Below are 20,680 nucleotides of genomic sequence, written 5' to 3'. Positions count from 1 at the left end.
CGACTATCTTCCCGCGACAATGTCGTGGGCTACCTGGATACGGGAGGGGGAATATGGAGCTGGCTGCGCGCGAAGCGAAGTACGTCAATCCGTTCAAGAAGCGCATCGAGGAAAAACCTCACCGCGAGCTGATCTATCGGTTTCTTCTATGGAGTATAGCGGGAGGCCTGTTTGCGAAATGCACGCTCTACTCGAAGGCAGGAGAGGAGTTTCGCCTGGCTTTCCTGCGATACAGCGCCGGTCCTCTGACTGCCCTCAACCAATGGTTCGGCGTCGCCGCGTGTGTGGGCCTTAGCGTCTATGCGCTGCGTTGTGTACAGCTTACGTATCGTCCGACGCTGTTGGGGCAGGGGTGCGGGGGAATGATCTGGGGATTCATTCTCAAGGTATCTGCCGATCTCTGCCTGTCGACTTTCAACGCTATATCGTCGGCAATTGCAGTCGTTGCGATGATGCCGATTTATGTTCCGGCATCCATCGGGCAGTTCCTGTTGTGGGCGCTCGCACTTCTACTGCTGGGCTTCGGCCTGCTGTTCGTGGGCGCGAGCGCATTGGCCCCGTCGGTGGATGCCCAGCACGGCCTGTTTGCTCGACGGGAACGGATCGTCAAGGAAGTGCTCAAGCGCGACCCCGATGATCCTTGGCATCGTTTTTACATGGGCGCACTGATTCCTTTGTTGATCGTTGTCGTCGGCTTTCTCTACGCGATCCTGCTTTGGCGGGCGTAGGCTTGGCTCGGAATTTTCTCAAGAACGCCAAACGATGGGTGCAGTACAATAACTCGGCGTGGCCCGCGCAGCTGTTCCGCCGCAGAACCACCACAACGACAGCCTAAATCCTGCACCCGGTTGAGAACGCCTTCGCGTCTCGGCCATGCAGAAGGCTGGCCGATGGTGTCTGTGGCTATGCCGTACGGGCTGGCACGAGTGTTCGGATGAAGCGCTGGCGCTTCGCCTCCGGATGCGCCGCTCACTTCGCAGACACGATGACGACGCATGAGAACGAACGAAAACGCGCATGATGCCGGGCAAGGCCCGATGAGCTGCGTCGGGCCCCAATGGTGGAGGCCCTGATGCCGCTGCTGTCAGATGCGCTGCTGCTGCAGATCATGGCCATGGCGCCCTTCGCGGGCGCTGCGGTCGCGTTCTTCCTTCCGACCTATGCGCGCAACTGGGCCGCGGCCCTGGCCTGGAGCGTCGCGTTCACCGGGCTGCTCTGCGCGATCCTGCTGTATCCGCACGTGACCGACGGCAATGTCGTGCGGCACGAGATTCGCTGGCTGCCGACGCTCGGCGTGAGCCTGGTGCTGAGGCTCGACGGGCTCTCGTGGCTGTTCTCGATGCTGGTGCTCGGCATCGGCGCGCTGGTGGTGCTCTACGCGCGCTACTACATCGCCAAGAAAGATCCGGTCTCGCGCTTCTTCATGTTCTTCCTCGCCTTCATGGGCGCGATGCTCGGCGTGGTGATGGCTGGCAACCTCGTGCAGCTGGTGGTGAGCTGGGAGCTCACGAGCCTGTTCTCGTTCCTGCTGATCGGCTACTGGCACAGCAATCCATCGGCGCGCGACGGTGCGCGCATGGCGCTCACGGTGACCGCGACGGGCGGCCTGTGCCTGCTGCTCGGCATGCTGATCATCGGGCGCATCGTCGGCAGCTTCGATCTCGACGTGGTGCTGAACTCGGGCGAGGCGATCCGCAACAGCCCGGCCTACGTGCCGGCGCTGATCCTCGTGCTGCTCGGCGCGCTGACCAAGAGCGCGCAGTTTCCGTTTCACTTCTGGCTGCCACGTGCGATGTCGGCGCCGACGCCGGTGTCCGCGTACCTGCATTCGGCGACGATGGTCAAGGCCGGCATTTTCCTGATGATCCGCCTGTGGCCGGTGATGTCGGGCACCGAGGCCTGGTACCTGATCGTCGGCGGTGCGGGCACGGCGACGCTGCTCGTGGGCGCGTACTCGGCGATCTTCCAGCACGATCTCAAGGGCCTGCTCGCGTATTCGACGATCAGCCATCTCGGCCTGATCACGGTGCTGCTCGGGCTCGGCAGCCCGCTCGCCGCAGTCGCGGCGATCTTCCACGTCGTCAATCACGCCACCTTCAAGGCCTCGCTGTTCATGGCCGCGGGCATCATCGATCACGAAACCGGCACGCGCGATCTGCGGCGCTTGAGCGGGCTGTCGCGCAGCATGCCGATCACCGCCACGCTCGCGATGGTCGCGGCCGCGGCGATGGCCGGCGTTCCGCTGCTCAATGGTTTCCTGTCCAAGGAAATGTTCCTGGCCGAAGCGGTCGCCAATCGCGGCGGTCATTACCTGAGCACCTTCCTGCCCGTGGTCGCGACGGTGGCGAGCGCGTTCTCGGTGCTGTACTCGCTGCGCTTCATCCATCAGGTTTTCTTCGGCGATTCGGCGACGGATCTGCCGCAGCAGCCGCACGAGCCTCCGCGCTGGATGCGCTTTCCGATCGAGTTCCTGGTGCTGCTCTGCGTCGCGGTCGGCACCGTGCCGGCGCTGACGATCGCGCCGTTCCTCGCATCGGCCGTGGTGTCGGTGCTCGGAGGGCAGACGCCCGAATACAGCCTCGCGATCTGGCACGGCTTCAACGCGCCGCTGATCATGAGCCTGATCGCACTCGTGGGCGGTGTTGCGCTTTACGTGGTGTTCCGGCGCTCGATCAACACCAATCCGCGTGGAGGCCCGCTGCTGCTGAGCCCCTTCGACGGCGGCATGCTGTTCGACAAGTCGCTGGCGCTGTTCTACCGGGTCGCCGGCACGCTCGAGGATCGCTTCAGCACCGAGCGCCTGCAGTGGCAGCTGCGCTGCCTGATCCTGTGCGCGATGGCGGCCGCGTTTCTCGCGCTTGGCAGCCGCGGGCTTGGGCTCGGCGATAGCTTCGAGCACCTGTCGGCGGTCGATCCGGTGTTCGTGCTGCTGTGGGTGATCGGCTGCACCTGCGCGATCGGGGCGGCCTGGAGCGCCAAATATCATCGGCTCGCCGCGACCGTGCTGATGGGTGGAGCCGGGCTCGTCAGCTGCCTGAGCTTCGTCTGGCTATCGGCGCCCGATCTCGCGCTCACGCAGCTGGTCGTGGAGATCGTCACCACCGTGCTGCTGCTGCTCGGCTTGCGCTGGCTGCCGAAGCGCCAGGAAACCATCGCGGTCCGCCCCGAGAACATCGAGCGAAACCAGCGCCGCCGCGCGGGCGATTTCCTGATCGCCGTCGCTTCGGGCTCCGGGCTCGCGCTGCTCGCCTATGCGGTGATGACGCGACCGCCAGGCGAAAGCATCGCCCACTTCTTCCTCGAGCGTTCGTATTCCGAGGGCGGCGGGCGCAACGTCGTCAACGTGCTGCTCGTCGACTTCCGCGGCTTCGACACCCTGGGCGAAATCACCGTGCTCGGCATCGTCGGCCTCACGGTGTTCGCGCTGCTGCGCCGCTTCCGTCCGGCTACCGAAAGCCTGTCGCTGCCCAAGCAGCAGCAGATCCAGAACGATCACGACAGCCGGCACGAGCAGCGCGAGGTCGGCAGCACGCTGTCCGACACCATGCTGATTCCGCGCGTGATCATGAAGTGGCTTTATCCGGTCATCATCGTGCTCGCCGTGCACCTGTTCCTGCGCGGACACGACTTGCCGGGCGGCGGTTTCGTCGCCGGCATCACCATGTCGATCGCGGTGATCCTGCTGTACATGGCCTCGGGCGCGCGCTGGGTGGAAGAGCGGCTCGATATCCATCCGCTGTCGTGGATCGGGCTCGGCCTGCTGATCGCCGCGCTCGCAGGGGCCGGATCGTGGCTGTTCGGCCATCCGTTCCTGACCTCGTGGTTCCGCTACGTCGAGTTTCCGCTGCTCGGCAAGCTGCCGCTCGCATCGGCCGTGGTGTTCGACGCGGGCGTGTTCATCCTCGTGGTGGGTGCCACCGTGCTGACCTTGGTCGCGCTCGCGCACCAGTCGCTGCGCAAGCCGCGCGAGCGGGTGGCCAGGCCCGAGGCGGCAACCGAAGAAGGCGACGCCGAGCAGGAGAACGCGTAATGGAAATCGTCGTCGCCATCGGCATCGGCGTGCTGACCGCATCGGGCGTCTGGCTCATGCTGCGCCCGCGAACTTTCCAGGTGATCGTGGGGCTTTCGCTGGTCGCCTATGCGATCAACCTGTTCATCTTCTCGATGGGGCGCTTGCGCATCGACTCGCCACCCGTGCTCGTCAACACCGACGCGATCGACGTGTCGCAGTACGACGATCCGGTGACGCAGGCGCTCGTGCTCACCGCGATCGTCATCAGCTTCGCGCTGAGCGCCTTGTTCCTCGTCGTGCTGCTCGCGTCGCGCGGCGCTACCGGCACCGACCATGTCGACGGCAAGGAAACCGATCAATGATGCACTGGAGCGATCACCTGATCCTGCTGCCGATCGTGCTGCCGCTGATCGTCGCGGCGGCGATGCTGCTGCCGAGCGGCGAGCACCGGCGCATCAAATCCGCGCTGAGCATCGCCACCACGCTCGCGCTCGTCGGCATCGCGCTGACGCTGACGATCTTCGCGATGAGCGGCGCGCCCGATGGCGGCGACACCGCCAAGGTCTACGCGCTCGGCGACTGGCCGGCTCCGTTCGGCATCGTCATGGTCGTCGATCGGCTGTCGGCGATGATGCTGCTGCTCACGAGCGTGCTCGGCTTCTGCACGCTGCTGTTCGCGCTGGTGCGCTGGGATCGCGCCGGACCGCGTTTCTACTCGCTGTTCCTGCTGCTGCTCATGGGCGTGAACGGCGCGTTCCTGACCGGCGACCTGTTCAACCTGTTCGTGTTCTTCGAGGTCATGCTCGCGGCTTCGTATGGCCTGGTGCTGCATGGCTCGGGCGAGCCGCGCATCCGCGCGGGCCTGCATTACATCGCCATCAACCTGCTTGCCTCGACTTTCTTCCTGATCGGCGTGAGCCTGATCTACGGCGTCGCCGGCACGCTCAACATGGCCGACCTGGCAGCGCGCATCGCCGAGATTCCGCCGGCCGACCGGCCGCTGCTCGAAGCCGGCGCAGCGATTCTCGGCACCGCGTTCCTGATCAAGGCCGGCATGTGGCCGCTGGGTTTCTGGTTGCCGAATACCTATGCGGCGGCGAGCGCGCCTGCGGCGGCGATGTTCGCGATCATGAGCAAGGTCGGCGGTTACGCGATCGTTCGTTTATCGCTGCTGGTTTTCGGCTCGCAAGGCGGCGATTCCGCAGGCTTCGGCAGCAGCTGGCTGCTGGTCGGCGGCATCGCCACCATCGGCTACGGCACCGTCGGCATCCTCGGCACGCGGGAGCTCGCGCGCGCCGCGGGCTACGTGCTGCTGATCTCGTCCGGCACGATGATCGCGGTGGTCGGCACCGGCAGTACGCCGGCGCTGTCGGGCGCCCTGTTCTACATGGTCGGCTCGACCTTCGCCGCGGCCTCGCTGTTCCTGCTCGCCGGCATCCTCGAACGCTCGCGCAAGGGCGCCGCGACCGCGGCCGATCCGGTGTTCAACGACGAGTATCACGATCCGTTCGAGAACCACGACATCGAAGAAGTGGGCGTGGTGATTCCGCCCGCGGTCGCAACGCTCGGCGTCTGCTTCGTGATCTGCTCGCTGCTGGTTGCCGGCGTTCCGCCTTTTGCCGGCTTCATCGGCAAGTTCGCCATCTTCAACGCACTGCTGCCGCCCGACGAGCCCGCGGGCATGGCGGCCTGGGCCGTCATCGCCGCGCTCACGTTTTCGAGCCTGGGCCTGCTGATCGCGCTCGTGCGCCTGGGGGTTTCGCTGCTGTGGATTCCGGGCGAAACCGGCGATCTTGCGGCCTGGCCCACCGAGCTTGCGGCATTGGGCGCACTGCTGGTCTGCGCGCTCGCACTCACGCTCTGGGGCGGCGCTGCCTTGCACTACGTCGAGCAGACCAGTGCCTGGCTCAATTCTCCGACCGGCTACATTCGCGCCGTGCTGCTGGGGGCTCCATGAAATCGTTCGTGCAACGCCTGCTGCCGCATCCCGTGCTGTCGCTCGGCATCCTGCTCATGTGGATGCTGCTGCAATCGTCATTGAAACCCGCGACGCTTGCGATGGGCGCGCTGCTCGGCCTGCTGGTTCCGTTCGTGATGATCGCGCTGCAGGTGGAGAAGCCGCGCATCCGTTCGCCGCTCAAGCTCCTGCGGCTGTTCGGCGTCGTGCTCGTCGACATGCTGCGTTCCAATTTCGCGGTCGCCAAAGTGATCCTGTCGAATCAGCGGCGTGCCCGTGTTTCGGGCTTCGTCGAATTGCAGCTGCGCATGCGCAACCGCCATGGTCTGGCGCTGCTCGCGCTCATCCTGTCGTCCATTCCGGGCACGCTCTGGGTTCAATACGACGAGGCCACCGGCAAGCTGCTCATGCACGTGCTCGATCTCATCGACGAGGACGACTGGTCGTGGATCGTGCATCACCGCTACGAGGCTCCGCTCATGGAGATCTTCGAATGAACGCCGTCTCCGTTCTGTACTGGGGCCTGGGCCTGGCCCAGTTCATGCTCGTCGTCGCCATGTCGTTCGCGGCCTGGCGCGTGCTGCGCGGCCCGCGCGCGCAGGATCGCGTGCTCGGCATGGATACGCTGTATCTCAACGGCATGCTGCTGATCGTCTCGGGCGGCGTGCGCACCGGCAACGCCCTGTACTTCGAAGCCGCGCTGATCATCGGCCTGCTCGGCTTCACCGCCACCGTGGCGCTCGCCAAATTCCTCATGCGCGGCGAGGTGATCGAATGAGCCTGTCCGAATTGCCGCTCTGGCTGGCCTGGCTCGTCGCGATCATCGCGATCGCGGGCGCCGCGATGTCGCTGATCGGCGCGATCGGGCTCGGCCGGCTCGCGAGCTTCTACGATCGCGTGCACGCCCCGACGCTCGGCACCACGCTCGGAACCCTGCTCGTGCTGACGGCCTCGATCGTGCTGTTCTCGTGGATCGAGCAGAAGCTCGTCCTGCGCGACCTGCTGATCGGCCTGTTTCTCACGCTGACCACGCCGGTGACGCTGATCCTGCTGGTACGCGCCTCGGTCCACCGCGACCGCAGCGAAGGGCATGAGGACGTGCCGGGGCAGAAGGACGGTGGGTCGGTGTGAAACGGATTCGCGGCTGTCGCTAACGGCGCGGGCTCGCATGAAGCGGCCGACCGATGTTGCGAGCCGTACGAGTCAGTTTTCTCGCCTGCGCGCTGCGGGTGCCAGAATCGCCGTTTGATCCAAGCGTCCGATTTCAATATCGGGTACGTCACAGGCTTGAAATTCGGCGCGCCAGTGTTGCGCGATGTTCGACTCCACTTCGTCCACGATCGCCACGGCTCGCTCCGCAGTCAATCCGAATCGCCCTGACTGGCTCAATGCATTGGCGATGGTTGCCGATCGGCCGAAGGCCCCGATCTCCATTGCCTGCGCGGTTTCCTGTCCGACGCGTGGCATCGGCGACAGGTCGTAGGCAGGGGTGAGCCGGAGCCAACGGCCATCCCAGAACGTCGCGTGATTCTTGGCGTGATCGTCGATGTTGCCGACGAGGATGTTGAAGACCATGCGCCGGAACAACTCTTCTGCGTCTCGACGGCCATCTTCTGCGCGTTGCCGCAGGAGTTCGGCCAATTGGGGATAGGACGCGAGCCTGGCTTCGGTGTCGTCGAGGTCGAGCAAGCTCAGCGCCGACAGCATGAGCCGACGCCGCAAATGACCGTCTGCGCCGACTGCGCGATCGAAACGTTCCACCAGCAGAGTGTCCTTGCCGGCGACGTTCGCCAAGCTCGTTTCGGCGGTGCGGATTCCGCAACGGCGTGCGAGACGCATGCAGGCCCACTCCGAACGGACTACCGACCATCGATCCGTCGTCGATGAGAACTTGGCGATCAGGAATCGCTCGCCGTCCGTCAGCGTGGCTTTGGGGCGAGCGCCGCCGATCGAGGTGCCGTGCTCGAGCGCGGCCGCGAGTTCCGGGGGCAGCGGCTGCTGTCGCTCCAGGGTATCGGCGGCTCTCAGCAGTTCCTCCAGCGTGGCAGGCGCCGTGTCGGAGGGTCGATAGCGTGTGGGCGAGGCCTGGAAGTGGAGGGCGCCGATGCGATCACCGTGGCTCTTGGCGAGATATTCGATCTCGGCAAGCTCGCTCGTGTTGTCGCGATACTCGATGACGCGCCGACCCCAGGCATCGGGTGCGGCGTCGGCGATAGGCCCGGGCAACTGTCCCGCGCGTCGCGCGGTGTAAATGCGATCGCCCAGCGGCATGAGCTCGGGCGCCAGCGGAATGGCATCGGTGCGGGCTCGATAGCTTCTACCGTAGACGAACCGCAGATTGTCCTGCTCGCTCCACAGACGGCCACAGACTACCGGCTCCCGTGCGCCGGGCAGCCAGATCCAGACGTACAGTTCAGAAGTCATCGAGCGCCTTGCCGCGACGGGCGCGAAGATTCGTCACCGGAGCGGTGTTGCCGTCGACCCTGCGGATCAGTTCGGCGCCGGTTCCGCTCAGGCCCACGGCCCAGAGCAGGCCGAACAACGTACCGACTGCGACGCCAGGGTCTCCTTTTTCGGCTTCGCGCAGCGTGCGTTCCGATACGCCCAGGCGATCGGCGAGCGCTGCCTGCGATTCCCCGCGCGCAACGCGGGCGCGCCGCAAGGCCAGTCCGACCCTCTGAAGCTCGTCGGTCACGGGAGTCGGCAAGGTGGTGTGCGCCTTGGTTTTCATGCGGCAGTATAGTGCCGATTAAAAGGATAAACGGCAATATAATTCCTGTTAAGGAGACTTGGTGGCTGGCAATCGATGCCGCGTCGCCTCGCGCCTGCTTTGAGCACGTCCCAGGGCAATTCCGGTCACCGCCCACACCGCGCACAGCAGCGCGCCGATGAACATCGCCAGCGACGGATGCTCGCCGATGGTATCGAGCGCGCGCTTGAGCCAGCCGCTGATCGCGTCGCCGCCGCGGTAGACCGCGGTGTCGATGAAGTTCTTGGCCTTGTACTTCTGCTCGTCGTCGACGGCGGTGTAGAGCAGCTCGCGGCCCGGGCGCACGAGCGCGTATTCGCCGGCGCGGCGGGCGACCATCACGATGGCGAACGCAGCGAAGGTCGGTGCGAGCGCGAGCCACAGAAAGCCTGCCGTGACGACCACCGGCACCGCGACGAGCAGGGCACTCACGCCGAGCCTCGTTGCGATGCGTCCGGTCAAAAACAGCTGCGTGAGGATGGCGAGCGCCTGCACGAGCGTGTCGAGCAGGCCGAACACCTGGGTTTGCCGGGTCCGGTCGGTGAAGGTTTCGGCGACGATGCGCGCCTGCTCGAAGTACAGGAAGGTGCTCACGCTCGCGAGCAGGATCACGAACAGCGCGGTGCCGAGCAGATACGGTGAACGCAACACGGCGGTGGCGCCGGCGAACGGATTGCCTCCGAGCGGTTTCACGCGCGGACGTTCGGCCTCGTCCGGCAAGGGCGCACGGTCGCGCCAGGCCTGCAGGGCGATCGCCGCGCCGAGGCTGCCGCAGAGCAGCAGGACCGACAGCAGCACCAGGCCCGCGTGGCCGATCGGCCCGACGAGCAAGGCGCCGAGCAGCGGTCCGACGAGTCCGCCCGCGCTTGCGCCGCTCGCCACGAGCCCGAACAGGCGCTTGGCCTGTTCGGCCGCGAGCACGTCGGCGAGTACGCTCCAGGCCAGCGAGATCGTCAGCAGGTTGAAGACCGACAGCCAGATGTAGAACGCGCGCGCGATCCAGGCGCTGTCCGGCTCGACCGCGAACGCGGCGGCGAACAGCAGCAGGTTCAGCGCGAAGAACGCATAGGTCCACGGCAGGATGCGCCGGCGCCGAACCTTGGACGCGAGCCAGCCGAACAGGGGCAGGGCGACCAGCGTGGCGACGAAGGTGCCCGTGAACAGCCATTGCAGATTGTCGACGCCGCCCGCCACGCCCATGGTTTCGCGCACCGGCCGCAGCATGAAGTAGCCCGCGAACAGCAGGAAGAACAGCGCGAATCCCGCGATCGCGGCGGGCGCTTCGTCGTCGCGCAGATTGAACAGGCGCGCGATGAAAGCGGATGCGCGCGGCGCGTCGCCCGGAGCAGGTCGCACGCGTATGGGCTCAGGCGAACTGGCGAATCAGCGCCTGCTGCTGCGCGTCGCTCAGCAGCGGCCCGATGCCGGCCTTGAGCTGGTCGGCCTGGCGCTCGGGCTTGCCGGTCGCCGGAATCACCGCGGTGACGGCCGGATGGCTGATCGCGAATTTCAGGAACAGCTGCGCCCACGAACTCGCGCCGGCTTCGGCCGCCCAGGCGGGCAGCGCCGTGTCCTTCACCTTGGCGAACAGGCGGCCATCGTCGAAGGCGCGGTTGATCAGCACGCCCACACCCTTGTCCTGCGCGAGCGGCAGCACCGTGCGCGCGGCGCCCGGCGAGTTCACCGAGTAGTGGATCTGGATGAAATCGAGCTTCTGCGTGCGCAGCACTTGTTCGAGTTCGGCGAGCCCGGAATCGACGTAATGCGTGACTCCGACGTAGCGCGTCTTGCCCTGCTGCTTGAGCTCCTGCGCATAGGGCAACTGGCGCTTCCAGTCGCGCAGATTGTGAATCTGCAGCAGCTCGACCTTGTCGGTACGCAGGCTGCGCAGCGACTCGGCCCATTGCGCCTCGGCGGCCTCGCGCGAATCGGCCGCGATCTTGGTCGCCAGGAAGGTCTTGCCGCGCCAGCCGCCTTCGGCGAGCAGCTGGCCGAGCACCGCGTCGGCGCCGCCGTAATTCGGCGAGGTGTCGAACACGCGACCGCCGCCGTCGAAGAAGACTTCGAGCACCTGCTTGAGTTGCTCGTAGGGCCCGGAGCCCACTTCGACTTCGAAGCTGCCCGAAGTGCCGGCGCCGATCACGGGCAGTTTTTCACCGGTCGATGGAATGGCGCGCTGAAGCAAGGGCGCTGGGTTTGCGGTGAAGGCTGCGCCGAGAGGCAAACACACCATGCCGCCGGCGATAGCCGCCGCGCTCGAAATGAACTGGCGTCGTGTGTGCATGAAGTGCTCCCCGAACGGGCTTTGGAAAGAAGACATTATAAAAACCATATTGATCGCAGACCGCCACGAAGCCGACAGGGGCGAACGTGAAAAGCCTGGCTTACGCATCGACAACGAACAATGGAGAGGTGTCGCAGTCCAAAAGAAGCAAGCGCCAAATTCAAAGAGCTGCACCTCGGTGAGTGACAACCGACTATCCGTTGGGAGTCGATCAGTTCTTTTCTTGCCGCGAATCGTTTGGCACGCCAGAGGACAGAACTGATGGCTCGTTCGCGTTCAGAGCTTCATGCGCTGAGGCAAAGCGGCATCATCGACGCGATAACACCATACTTCTGATCGTGGGCCAGATCCGCACCGATCCGCTCGCGCTCGCACTGCAAAGGCGACGCTCAGGCTTGACTGCGATCCTGCTCCGCGAAGACTTCCTCGGCCAGGTGATAAGCGTGGTTCGCCGCCGGCAGGCCGCAGTAGACACCGGCCTGCAGCAGCACTTCCTTGATCTCGTCGCGCGTGACGCCGTTGTTGCGCGCCGCGTTCACATGCAGGCGCAGTTCGCAGTCGCGGCCGAGCGCCGCCATCATCGCGATCGTCAGCAGCGAGCGCGTATGGCGCGGCAGGCCTTCGCGCGTCCAGGCCGTGCCCCATGCGGTGGGCGTGATGTAGTCCTGGAAATCGGCGGTGAACTCATTGAGCTGATGCGGCGAGCGATCGACGCGCCCATCGCTGGGTACTTCTCGACGTAACGTCAACCCGGCTGCATGGCGACCCTTCTCGTCCATCTCAGCGCTCCATGAAGGCGATCACGGCCGCATCGAAGGCCGCGCGCGCGCCAATGTTGGAAAGATGCGCAGTGTCGAGTACGACGAGTTGCGCATGGGGCACGTGGTCGACGATGAACTCCGCGTCTGCGATCGTCGTCACCGGATCACGGCTGCCCGCGATCAACAGCAGCGGATGGCGAATCTCGCCGAGGCGTGCGCGAAAATCCGCATCGCGAACCACCGCGCAATTGGCTGCGTAGCCGAGCGGATCGCAAGCGAGCAGTTGCTGGCGAACGGCATCGACGATCGCGGGTTCGGCGGCCGCGAACTCTGGTGTGAACCAGCGGCTGATCGCGCCGCTCGCGGTTTCTGCCATGCCGTCTTTGGTCACGGCGGCGATGCGCGCGTTCCAGCCTTCATCGTTTCCGATCCTGGCGCCGGAGTTGCAGAGGATGAGCTTCCGCAAGCGCGAGCCCGCGTTGAGGCCGAGCCACTGGCCGATCACCCCGCCCATCGAGAGCCCGCAGTAGGAAAACTGGATCAGACCAAGGGCTTCGGTCAGCGCCAGCACGTCCGTGCCGAGCAACTCGGCGCTGTACGGTCCGGGCGTGACCTGCGATTCGCCCTGTCCGCGCGTGTCGTAGCGCAACAGGCGAAAGCGCTCGGCGAAGGCCGGCCGCTGCGCGTCCCACATCTCGAGCGTGGTGCCGAGCGAATTCGACAGCACGAGGACGGGCGCGCCTTCGGGACCGTCGAGCCGATAGCGGCAACGGTGCCCGTTGACGTCGATGAAAGCCATTCGATCTTCCCTTTTGCGTCTTATCGGTTCTTTCCCGGTCGCCGCATCGGCTTTGCTGCCTGCGCGGCCGATGAAAGCCCGCTTCGCATTCCACGCATCGGCACGACCGGATACGGCGTCGAGGCGCCTTGCGGACGATCGCGAGGCGAGGTTGGCATCGTCGCAGATGCGCTCGACAAATGGCGGCATCCGGCGATCGTGCGCTTGGACAAGCGTTCGATGGCCTGAAGATCGACCGGGCGGGAAGGGCGCGCGCGAAAGTGCGGCCCCCGGGACTCGCCGGCAACCGGCATGCCTGGCCCCGTAGCCCTTCGGGCCTTTCCGGAACCACCAACCCGGCGCCGGGCCATTGCTGCGCCTTTCGGACGGGTCGGGCCGAAGCCGGGCGAGCCAGGAGGGACCGCGGCTCAGCGTCGCATGAGGCGCCGCAGCAGCTGCGTGCGCGTATGCACTTCGAACTTGCGGTAGATGGAGCCGAGCTGCGTTTCGATGGTCCGCCGCGAGCGCTCCAGCCGCTCGGCGATGGCCTGGTTGCTGAGCCCTTCGGCGATCAGCAGCGCCACCTGGCGCTCGCGCGGAGTGAGCCGGTCGAGGCTCGCGTTGACCGAGCCGGCTTCGGGCAAGGAAGCCAGCTGCTGCTCGGCGAAGCTCACCACGAAGCTCGGGCAGCGCGGCTGCGGCTCGGCCCCGAGGCCGTCGCGCAGCAGATTCACCCGCAGGGCGGCGTCGCGGGGGTGGGTGAACTGCCAGAGGCCGTTGCGCAGGCTCGCGCGATCGAGCAGTTCGGCGATTCCGCCCGGAAGCTGCAGATGCTGGTGGCTTTCGCCGAGATTGTGATTCCAGCGCTCGCAGAGCCGCTGCGCCTGCGCGGTCGCGAACAGGCAGCGGCCGTCGGCATCGATGCCCATCGCCGCGATCGGTAGCCGCGCCAGGCAGGCATCGAGCGAAGCCAGCCGGCGACGCTCGCCTTCGAGTACGCGCATGCGGTGCAGGCTCGCGTCGATGTCCGGATACAGCTCTTCGAGAAAGCGCAGCTCGTCAGCGGTGAAACAGGCGTCGCTGCCGCCTCGGCGAATGCTCAGCACGGTGTCGAGCCGTGCCTCGTTCCAGAACGCCAGGTGCACGAATTCGGACCACTCGTCGTGATGGCGCTCCTGTGCGATGCGCCGCTGTCGCGCATCGGGGTCTTCCGAGACGATCTGCGAATAGGTGTAGACGCGTACGCGCGGATGCGCAGCCAGAAACGGGCGCGAGATGGCGATGCTGTTGGCCGGCAGATAATCCGGTTGCAGCGCGTCGAGCACCGTGTGATGGCTGCGCGCAGGCTCGCCGTCACCGATATCGAGCATCAGGCTGCAGGAGCGATGCGGCAGATGATGCCGGATCAGCCCCTGCGTGGCCTGCCACAGATGATCGAGCGATAGCGAGCGATGCAGGTCGCTGCGCAATTCGGTCACGATCGACGTCACCGACGGAGAAATCCCGGCCCACATGGTGATGCTTCCTCAATGATCCATTGCGCTGCAGATCGAGCAATCGCCATGCCGGTCGGTGCCGATTCAGTGGAATTACGCGATGAAGCTTTTGCATCGCTTATGCGTTTTCATATGGCGATGCCGGCGCTGCATGGCTGAGGCGTGGTCATGCGGGCGGTGCATGAGCAGCGGGCGGCGCACGGCTCAGGTCCGGTTCGCGTCGCGTCGCTTGAATGCCTCCTCGAGCAGCTGGACGAGCTTGCCGATGTCGAGCGGCTTGGTGAGATGTTCCTGAAAGCCGGCGGCGATGCTTGCCTCGCGATCGCTCTGCTGCCCGTAACCGCTGACCGCGAACATCAGCGGCGGCCTCGCCATCTCGAGCGTGACGCGCTCCGCGACTTGCAGGCCGTCCAGGCCGGGCAGACCGATGTCGAGCAGTATCGCATCGGGCTCGCTGTCCTTGGCGATCTGTAGCGCGGACGGCCCGTCGTGCGCGACCGCGGTGCGGTAGCCCATGCTTTGCAGCAGCAACTGCAGGGTCAGCGAAGCGTCGAGGTTGTCGTCCACGACGAGAACGTAGCGATGCCCGGCGCTCCGCGGGGCGGTGGACCGCAGCACGTTGGTCGCAGGCGACGCGATCAGCGGAAGCTGCACGACGAACTCGGTGCCGGGCGAGATCGGCGGATCGCTGCGGACTTCGACATCGCCGCCGTGCATGATCACGAGCTGCTGCACCAGGCTCAGGCCCAGCCCGAGCCCGCCGAGCGAGCGCGAAGCCTCCTGCTCACCCTGCACGAACAGTCCGAAAACGTGCGGCAGCACCTTGGCCCTGATGCCGGGGCCGTTGTCCCGCACGACGATACGCGCGTTGCTTCCCAGGCGCTTGAGGATCAGCTCTAGACGTCCGCCGGGCTGCGTGAACTTGGCGGCGTTGTTGAGCAGGTTGCTGACGATCTGGATCAGCCGCGCTCGGTCGCCGCGCACCCAGACTTCGCTGTCGTCGAACTCCAGATGCATGACGTGGCGCTTGGCCGTGATCATCGGTTCGACGGCCTCGTGCGCTTCCATCAGCACGCCGCGCAGATCGACGGCTTCGAACTCGAGATGCACCTTGCCGCTGGTGATGCGGCCGACGTCGAGCAGGTCGTCGACCAGCCGCGTCATCTGCCTGACCTGTCGTTCGATGATCTCGCTCGCGAGCCGGATCGAATCCGCTTGCACATTCGGCAACTGCAGGATCGTCATCGCATTGGCGATCGGTGCGAGCGGATTGCGCAGCTCGTGGCCGAGCATTGCGAGGAAGGAAGTGATGCGACGGCTCTCGTCTTCGAGCGCACTGATGCGCTTGCGCTCGGTCAGGTCCCGCGTGACCTTGGCGTAGCCGCGATGCTGGCCTTGCTGGTTGTACAGCGCGGTGATGATCACGCTGGCCCAGAAGCGCGTGCCGTCCTTGCGCAGCCGCCAGCCTTCGTCCTCGAAGCGACCGTCGCGCAGGGCGAAGCGCAACTCGTCTTCCGGCCAGCCCGAGGCGATCACGTCGGGCGGATAGAAGATCGAGAAATGATGGCCGATGATTTCGGCCGCGGTGTAGCCGGTGTTCTTCTCGGCGCCGGCGTTCCAGCTGACGATAGTGCCGTGCGTGTTGAGCATGAAGATGGCGTAGTCGCTGACGCCGTCGACCAGCAACCGGAATCGCTCCTCGCTTTGACGCAGCGCCTCCTCCTGCTGGCGGCGCTCGGTGAGATCGCGCGTGATCTTGCTGAAGCCGATGTGCCGGCCGTTCTCGTCGACGAGCTTGGTGATGATGATGTTGGCCCAGAAGCGGCTGCCGTTCTTGCGCACGCGCCAGCCTTCGTCCTCGAAGCGCCCGAGCTTGATCGCGTAGCGGAGCTCCTGGGCGGGCCAGTTACGGGCGATGTCGTCTTCGGTGTAGAAGGTCGAGAAATGCCGGCCGATGATGTCCTCCGGCGCGAACAGCTTGAGCCGCCGGGCCCCGGCGTTCCAGGATCGCACGTAGCCTTCGGCGTCGAGCATGAACATGGCGTAGTCGCCGAGCGTATCGACCATGTGCCGATAGTCCGCGTCTTGCGGCGGTTCGATGGCGACGGTCCTGGCGCGCATCGATCGGGTATCGCCGAGATCTTGCGTTGCTTGCGGCTCCGTGCCCTCGCGCCCTGCCTTCATCCCAAGTCTGTCTCCAGGCCGTTTGCGCCGGACCCCTGCATCCGGTCGAGGGCTGCGTTGTAGCACAGCGGCTTTTGCGGCGGCCAGCGCTTGGCGCGCTCCGTGCCCGGGTTCGCCGGTCACCTCAGTTCCGCGCGGCGGGAACGTGTTTTGCTGAGCGACGGGGCCTGCGGCAACGCGCGTACGCCGCTGCGCTTGCGAGGCCGCGCGACGCTTCGATGGATGGAGACGGGCGCCGCAGCGAGCGAGACTGTCACGGTCTGGTCATGGCGCCGTCGGAAACGTTTCCGGCGCGGTCGGGGCTCCCGGGCGAGTCCGCGGTACCCGGCCTGTTCAGGCGCGGAGGCAGCAGCAGGTACATCACCGGCGTGACGAGGCGTCCGACCAGGGTCGAGCTGACGAGGCCGCCGATGATGACCCAGGCCAGCGGCGAGTACAGGCCCGAGCCCTGCGTGGCCAGCGGCAGCAGGCCGCCGACCGCGGTGGCCGAGGTCAGCAGAATCGGCAGGAAGCGCAGCTCGCCGGCCCGGGTGACCGCCTCGCGCACCGTCAGGCCCTGGCGGCGCAGCTGGTCGGTGAAGTCGACGAGCAGGATCGAGTTCTTGATCTCGATGCCGATCAGCGCGATGAAGCCGATCATCGCGGTGAACGACAGCGAGTAGCCGCTCGCGAACAGCGCGACGAGCCCGCCCATCGCGCCCAGGGGTACCACGGCGGCGACGATCAGCGTGCTGCGCAGACTGCCGAACTCCAGGACCAGTACGGCCAGGATGCCGAACGCGGCTGCGAGCAAGGCGGTGTCGAAGCCGGCGAAGCTGTTCTGGCTGCTTTCCACTTCGCCGCCGACATGCAGGCGGTAGCCGTCGGGCATCCAGTCCGAGCGCTCGATCTCGCCGACCAGCGCGCGCGTGAGTTCTTGCACGTTGTAGCCGTCGTCCACCTGCGCGCTCACGGTGACCGAACGCTCGCGCCGGTAGCGATCGATGCTGGCCACGGACGACACCAGCACCGGTTCGGCCAGTTGCGGCAGCGGCACCTGGCCGCCGCTGCGGCTCATCACGTGCAGGCCGTCGAGCGCGTCGAGGCCGGTGCGGTGTTCCATCGGCGCTCTCAACACCACCGGGTAGCTTTCGCCATCGGCGCGCCGGTAATCGCCCGCCACCAGCCCGCCGACCGCGATGCGGGCCACTCGATCGAGCGCGGCCGGCGAGACGCCGAGCAGCGCGGCGCGCTGCGCATCGACCTTGAGCTGCAAGTCCATGCGATTGCGCCGCATCGGATTGTCGACATCGCGCAGGCCCGGGGTGTTGCGCATGAGCGCTTCGACCCGGGCCGCCAGTTCGCCGAGCTTGCGCAAGTCCGCGCCGACGATGCGCAGCTCCACGGGCGCCTCGATGCCGGGGCCGTTCTCGAATTCCTTGACCACGATGTCGGCGCCCGGAATCGGGTCGTAGCGCTCGCGCAGGCGCCGGTAGAAATCCGGCGTGGCGACCGGGTCGAACGCCTTGAGCTGGACGAACAGCTCGGCGTAGCGGGCCGAAGTCTCGCGCTGCATGAGGTTGTAGTAGATGCGCGGATTGCCGCGCCCGACATTGCTCATCACGTGCAGCACTTCGGGCCGCGAGCTCAGGTCGGCCTCGATCTCGTTCATGACCGCTTCGGTGCGCGCCAAGCTGCTGCCTTCGGGCAGTTCGATCCGCACCAGGAACTGCGCCGAATCGGCCTTGGGGAACACGGTCAGGCCGATCGCCGGTATCAGCGCCAGGCTGGCGAGCACCAGCGCGCAGGAGATCGCCAGCGTGGCCCTGGGCCTGGCCAGCGCGCGGCTCAGCAGCGGCGCGTAGATGTGGTGGATGAAACGCATCACCGCCTGCAACAGCCGGTTGCCCTGGGGGTCGGCTTCGAGCTCCAGCACCCGGCTGGCGATGAAGGGCACCACCAGCAAGGCCACGAACAGGGACGCCAGCACGGTCAGCATCACCGCCATCGGCAAGGAGCGAATGAAGCGCCCGGCGTTGTCGGGCAGCGCGGCCAGCGGCGCGAAAGCCAGCAGCAGGACCGCCGTGCAGCCGAGCACGGCGAGCGCGATCTGCCGCGTGGCGAGGATCGAGGCCTGCATGCGCCCATGGCCTTCGCGCAGGTAGCGCGCGATGTTCTCGACAACGACGATCGCATCGTCGACCAGCAGCCCCAGCGCGATCACGAAGCCGGCGATCGACAGCTGGTTGAGAGAGAAGCCCAGCGCGTGCAGCGCCGCCAGGCCCATCGCGAGCGAGAGCGGAATCGAGATCATCACGATGCCGGCCGCGCGCAGCCCCAGCGGCAGCAGCGTGATCGACACCAGGGCGGCCGCGATCGCGAAATCCAGGCCGAGGTGTGAAAGCCGCTTGGCGACGTTGTCGGACTGGCGGAACGCGAGATCGAGTTCGATGCCGGGCGGCAGCTGTCCGCGAAACGCCTCGACCTCGGTTTCGATCGCGGCCTGCACGTCGAAGATGTTGTGCTCGGGCTGCTGCCGCGCCGTGATCCACACGGCACGCTGGCCGTCGTAGCGCGCCAGATGGTCTTCGGGCTGGTATCGCCAGCCGACGTCGGCCACGTCACGCAAGCGCAGCACGCGACCGTCGCCGGTGGAGACGACGGTGTCGGCCAGCTCTTCGACCGAGCCGTAGGCTCCGCTGGTCTTCAGATTGAAGCGCCGGTCGCCACTCTCGACCGCGCCGGCCGGAAGCTCGCGGTTCTCGGCGTCCACCGCATCGAACACCGCGTCGGCCGACAAGCCGGCGCGTGCGAGCCGGTCCAGGTCCAGGGCGACGCGCAGCTCGCGGCGCGGATAAGCCCAGGTGTCGGCTTCGCGCACGCCGGGCAGGGTGTCGAGGCGATCCCGCAGGTCTTCGGCGAGATCGGCCAGCCGGCCCCAGCTGGCCGGGTCCGGCCCGGCTTTCGCCACCAGCGCGAGCTGCACGATGTTCACGCCGCTCGGATCGACCTGCTCCACGTCGACGCGCTGCAGGCCCGACGGCAGCCGCGAGCGCAGCGCATCGATCTCGCGCACCACTTCGTCGTGCTTGCGATCGGTGTAGACGCCATCGTCGAACTCGATGGTCAGCCGCATGAGGCCGTCGCTCGATGTCGAGCGCAGCTCGTGCACGTCGTCGAGCCCGTTGAGCGCGTCTTCGATCGGCTTGGCGACGCGGCGTTCGACATCCAGTGCGTCGGCACCCGGATACAGCGCGATCACGCTGAAAGTCGTGGACTCGAAGGCGGGGTCTTCGGCGCGCGGAATCTGCCGCCAGGCGTTGTAGCCCAGCGCGACGAGCAACAGCAGCAGCACCGCCATGAAGGCCGGGTTGCGCAGAAAGAACTCATGGAGGCGCATGTCGTGTTCCCGGCGAACGCTCGGTTCGGTCGACCACGCGCACGCGGTCACCATCGCGCAGCTCGGTCGCGCCATCGGTGATCACGCGGCTGTTGGCCGGCAACTCGGTCGCCAGGGCGACGCGCTCGCCGTCGATGAAGGCCACCGCCAGTTCGCGCTCACGCACCCGTTCGCCGTCGAGCAGGAACACGCGCACGGCCGCCTGATCGCCATCCACGAGCGCGGTGAGCGGCAGGTAGCTGCGTCGTTGCGCATCCTGATCACGGGCGGCGATGCGCGCGCTGCCGATCATGCCGCTGCTCATGCCGGGCGCCGCGTCGGCCAGCGTGATCTGCACCGCATAGCTGCCGAGCAGCGCATCGGTCGACGCGGCGATCTCGCTGACATGGCCGGTGAAGCGGCGGTCTCCGTAGGCCGCGAAGCGCAGCTGCGCCGGATCGCCCAGTCGCAGCGAAACGACGTCGCGGTCCGACAACCCCACGCGCAGCGCCAGACCGCTGTCACCGCTCTGGCGGCCGATCACCAGCACCGTGCCGCCGGCCGACACGTTGGCGCCCGGCTCGACCAGCCTGCGCAGAACCACGCCATCGCCCGGCGCCCGGATCTGCAGCTGGCTGCGGAACCGCGCGGCTTGCAGGTCGGCGCTGGCCAGCGCCTCGGCGGTGTGCGCGTTGTCGCGCTCCTCGCGCGAGAGCGCTTGGTCGGCGAACAGGCGATCCGCGCGTTCGCGATCGCGCCGGCGTTGCGCGAGCCGCTCGCGCGCCTGGCGCAGGCCGGCATCGAGTTCGGGCGTCTCCAGCGTGGCCAGCAGCTGTCCGGCTTTGACGCTGGCACCGGCCCGAACCTCGACGCTGCGCACGGTGCCGGCGCTGCGAAACGACAGGCTGCTTTCGTTCACCGCCGTGAGCAGGCCGCTGGCGCGTATCGCCGGTCGTGCCGGGCCGGTCTCGACCCTGGCCGCGCGCACGGTCCTGGCCTGCGTCGCGGGAGCCGGCGCGCTGCTGGCCTGTCCGCCCGAGCAGGCCGAAACACCCAGCAGGGCGATGCCCGATACCAGGTTCAGCAGGGCCAGGCTCACCA

The 20,680-nt window shown here is 66.6% G+C and carries 18 protein-coding genes; 8 read left to right on the top strand and 10 right to left on the bottom strand.

Features of this window, described 5'->3' with window-relative positions; all coding sequences use genetic code 11:
- Nucleotides 1-53: 53 nt before the first annotated feature.
- The 7 genes from WQQ_RS21260 to mnhG all read left to right on the top strand — a co-directional run bounded on the left by WQQ_RS21260 (nt 54) and on the right by mnhG (nt 7,100).
- Entirely contained in the window at nt 54-728 is a 675-nt protein-coding gene (locus WQQ_RS21260; protein ID WP_040455283.1) for a hypothetical protein, read from the top strand.
- Nucleotides 729-1,072: 344 nt separating this feature from the next.
- Complete coding sequence (locus WQQ_RS21255) at nt 1,073-4,030, top strand: monovalent cation/H+ antiporter subunit A (protein WP_007187332.1); 2,958 nt, start codon at nt 1,073-1,075, stop codon at nt 4,028-4,030.
- Nucleotides 4,030-4,374, top strand: a complete 345-nt coding sequence (locus WQQ_RS21250) for a Na+/H+ antiporter subunit C (RefSeq protein WP_007187331.1) — start codon at nt 4,030-4,032, stop codon at nt 4,372-4,374. Before WQQ_RS21255 ends, WQQ_RS21250 begins: the two co-directional genes overlap by 1 nt.
- The gene (locus tag WQQ_RS21245) at nt 4,371-5,969 is read left to right on the top strand and encodes a monovalent cation/H+ antiporter subunit D (protein ID WP_007187330.1); all 1,599 of its coding nucleotides are present in this window, start codon (nt 4,371-4,373) and stop codon (nt 5,967-5,969) included. Before WQQ_RS21250 ends, WQQ_RS21245 begins: the two co-directional genes overlap by 4 nt.
- Nucleotides 5,966-6,466: a Na+/H+ antiporter subunit E gene (locus WQQ_RS21240; RefSeq protein WP_007187329.1), complete on the top strand. Its 501-nt coding sequence runs from the start codon at nt 5,966-5,968 to the stop codon at nt 6,464-6,466. The genes WQQ_RS21245 and WQQ_RS21240 overlap by 4 nt, the downstream gene beginning before the upstream one ends.
- A complete protein-coding gene (locus WQQ_RS21235) occupies nt 6,463-6,747 on the top strand; it encodes a K+/H+ antiporter subunit F (protein WP_007187328.1) in 285 nt (94 codons plus the stop codon). The genes WQQ_RS21240 and WQQ_RS21235 overlap by 4 nt, the downstream gene beginning before the upstream one ends.
- On the top strand, nt 6,744-7,100 hold the full coding sequence (gene mnhG, locus WQQ_RS21230) for a monovalent cation/H(+) antiporter subunit G (RefSeq protein ID WP_007187327.1): 357 nt from the start codon (nt 6,744-6,746) through the stop codon (nt 7,098-7,100). Before WQQ_RS21235 ends, mnhG begins: the two co-directional genes overlap by 4 nt.
- Before the next feature lie 72 nt (nt 7,101-7,172).
- On the opposite strand, the gene WQQ_RS21225 is transcribed toward mnhG, so the two are convergent.
- From WQQ_RS21225 to pcaD, 6 genes are all read right to left on the bottom strand, one after another.
- On the bottom strand, nt 7,173-8,393 hold the full coding sequence (locus WQQ_RS21225; RefSeq protein ID WP_007187326.1) for a type II toxin-antitoxin system HipA family toxin: 1,221 nt from the start codon (nt 8,391-8,393) through the stop codon (nt 7,173-7,175).
- Nucleotides 8,383-8,700: a helix-turn-helix transcriptional regulator gene (locus tag WQQ_RS21220; RefSeq protein ID WP_007187325.1), complete on the bottom strand. Its 318-nt coding sequence runs from the start codon at nt 8,698-8,700 to the stop codon at nt 8,383-8,385. The genes WQQ_RS21225 and WQQ_RS21220 overlap by 11 nt, the downstream gene beginning before the upstream one ends.
- A gap of 48 nt (nt 8,701-8,748) precedes the next feature.
- The gene (locus WQQ_RS21215) at nt 8,749-10,032 is read right to left on the bottom strand and encodes an NTP/NDP exchange transporter (RefSeq protein WP_040455502.1); all 1,284 of its coding nucleotides are present in this window, start codon (nt 10,030-10,032) and stop codon (nt 8,749-8,751) included.
- 52 nt (nt 10,033-10,084) lie between these two features.
- A complete protein-coding gene (locus WQQ_RS21210) occupies nt 10,085-10,951 on the bottom strand; it encodes an aldo/keto reductase (protein WP_366490376.1) in 867 nt (288 codons plus the stop codon).
- 440 nt (nt 10,952-11,391) lie between these two features.
- On the bottom strand, nt 11,392-11,781 hold the full coding sequence (gene pcaC / locus WQQ_RS21205) for a 4-carboxymuconolactone decarboxylase (RefSeq protein WP_007187322.1): 390 nt from the start codon (nt 11,779-11,781) through the stop codon (nt 11,392-11,394).
- Nucleotide 11,782: 1 nt separating this feature from the next.
- Entirely contained in the window at nt 11,783-12,562 is a 780-nt protein-coding gene (gene pcaD, locus WQQ_RS21200; RefSeq protein WP_050997821.1) for a 3-oxoadipate enol-lactonase, read from the bottom strand.
- Here pcaD and WQQ_RS24570 point away from each other — a divergent pair.
- Nucleotides 12,536-12,790 carry a hypothetical protein gene (locus WQQ_RS24570; protein ID WP_157534831.1) on the top strand — a complete coding sequence of 85 codons (255 nt, stop codon included), beginning with the start codon at nt 12,536-12,538 and terminating at the stop codon, nt 12,788-12,790. The two genes, pcaD and WQQ_RS24570, sit on opposite strands and share 27 nt — an antisense overlap.
- 179 nt (nt 12,791-12,969) lie before the next feature.
- Here WQQ_RS24570 and WQQ_RS25035 read toward each other — a convergent pair whose 3' ends face one another.
- From WQQ_RS25035 to WQQ_RS21180, 4 genes are all read right to left on the bottom strand, one after another.
- On the bottom strand, nt 12,970-14,031 hold the full coding sequence (locus WQQ_RS25035; RefSeq protein ID WP_237715105.1) for a helix-turn-helix transcriptional regulator: 1,062 nt from the start codon (nt 14,029-14,031) through the stop codon (nt 12,970-12,972).
- A gap of 210 nt (nt 14,032-14,241) precedes the next feature.
- Entirely contained in the window at nt 14,242-16,158 is a 1,917-nt protein-coding gene (locus WQQ_RS21190) for a PAS domain-containing hybrid sensor histidine kinase/response regulator (protein ID WP_050997820.1), read from the bottom strand.
- A 316-nt stretch (nt 16,159-16,474) separates the two neighbouring features.
- Nucleotides 16,475-19,600, bottom strand: coding sequence for an efflux RND transporter permease subunit (locus WQQ_RS21185; RefSeq protein ID WP_007187315.1), 3,126 nt, complete (start codon nt 19,598-19,600; stop codon nt 16,475-16,477).
- Nucleotides 19,587-20,678 carry an efflux RND transporter periplasmic adaptor subunit gene (locus WQQ_RS21180; protein WP_007187314.1) on the bottom strand — a complete coding sequence of 364 codons (1,092 nt, stop codon included), beginning with the start codon at nt 20,676-20,678 and terminating at the stop codon, nt 19,587-19,589. The genes WQQ_RS21185 and WQQ_RS21180 overlap by 14 nt, the downstream gene beginning before the upstream one ends.
- Nucleotides 20,679-20,680 lie beyond the last annotated feature (2 nt).

Origin of the sequence: Hydrocarboniphaga effusa AP103 (assembly GCF_000271305.1) — a bacterium.
GTDB classification, from domain to species: domain Bacteria; phylum Pseudomonadota; class Gammaproteobacteria; order Nevskiales; family Nevskiaceae; genus Hydrocarboniphaga; species Hydrocarboniphaga effusa.
The sequence above is the reverse complement of the archived record's forward strand: the minus strand, read 5'-3'. Positions and strand labels throughout refer to the sequence as shown.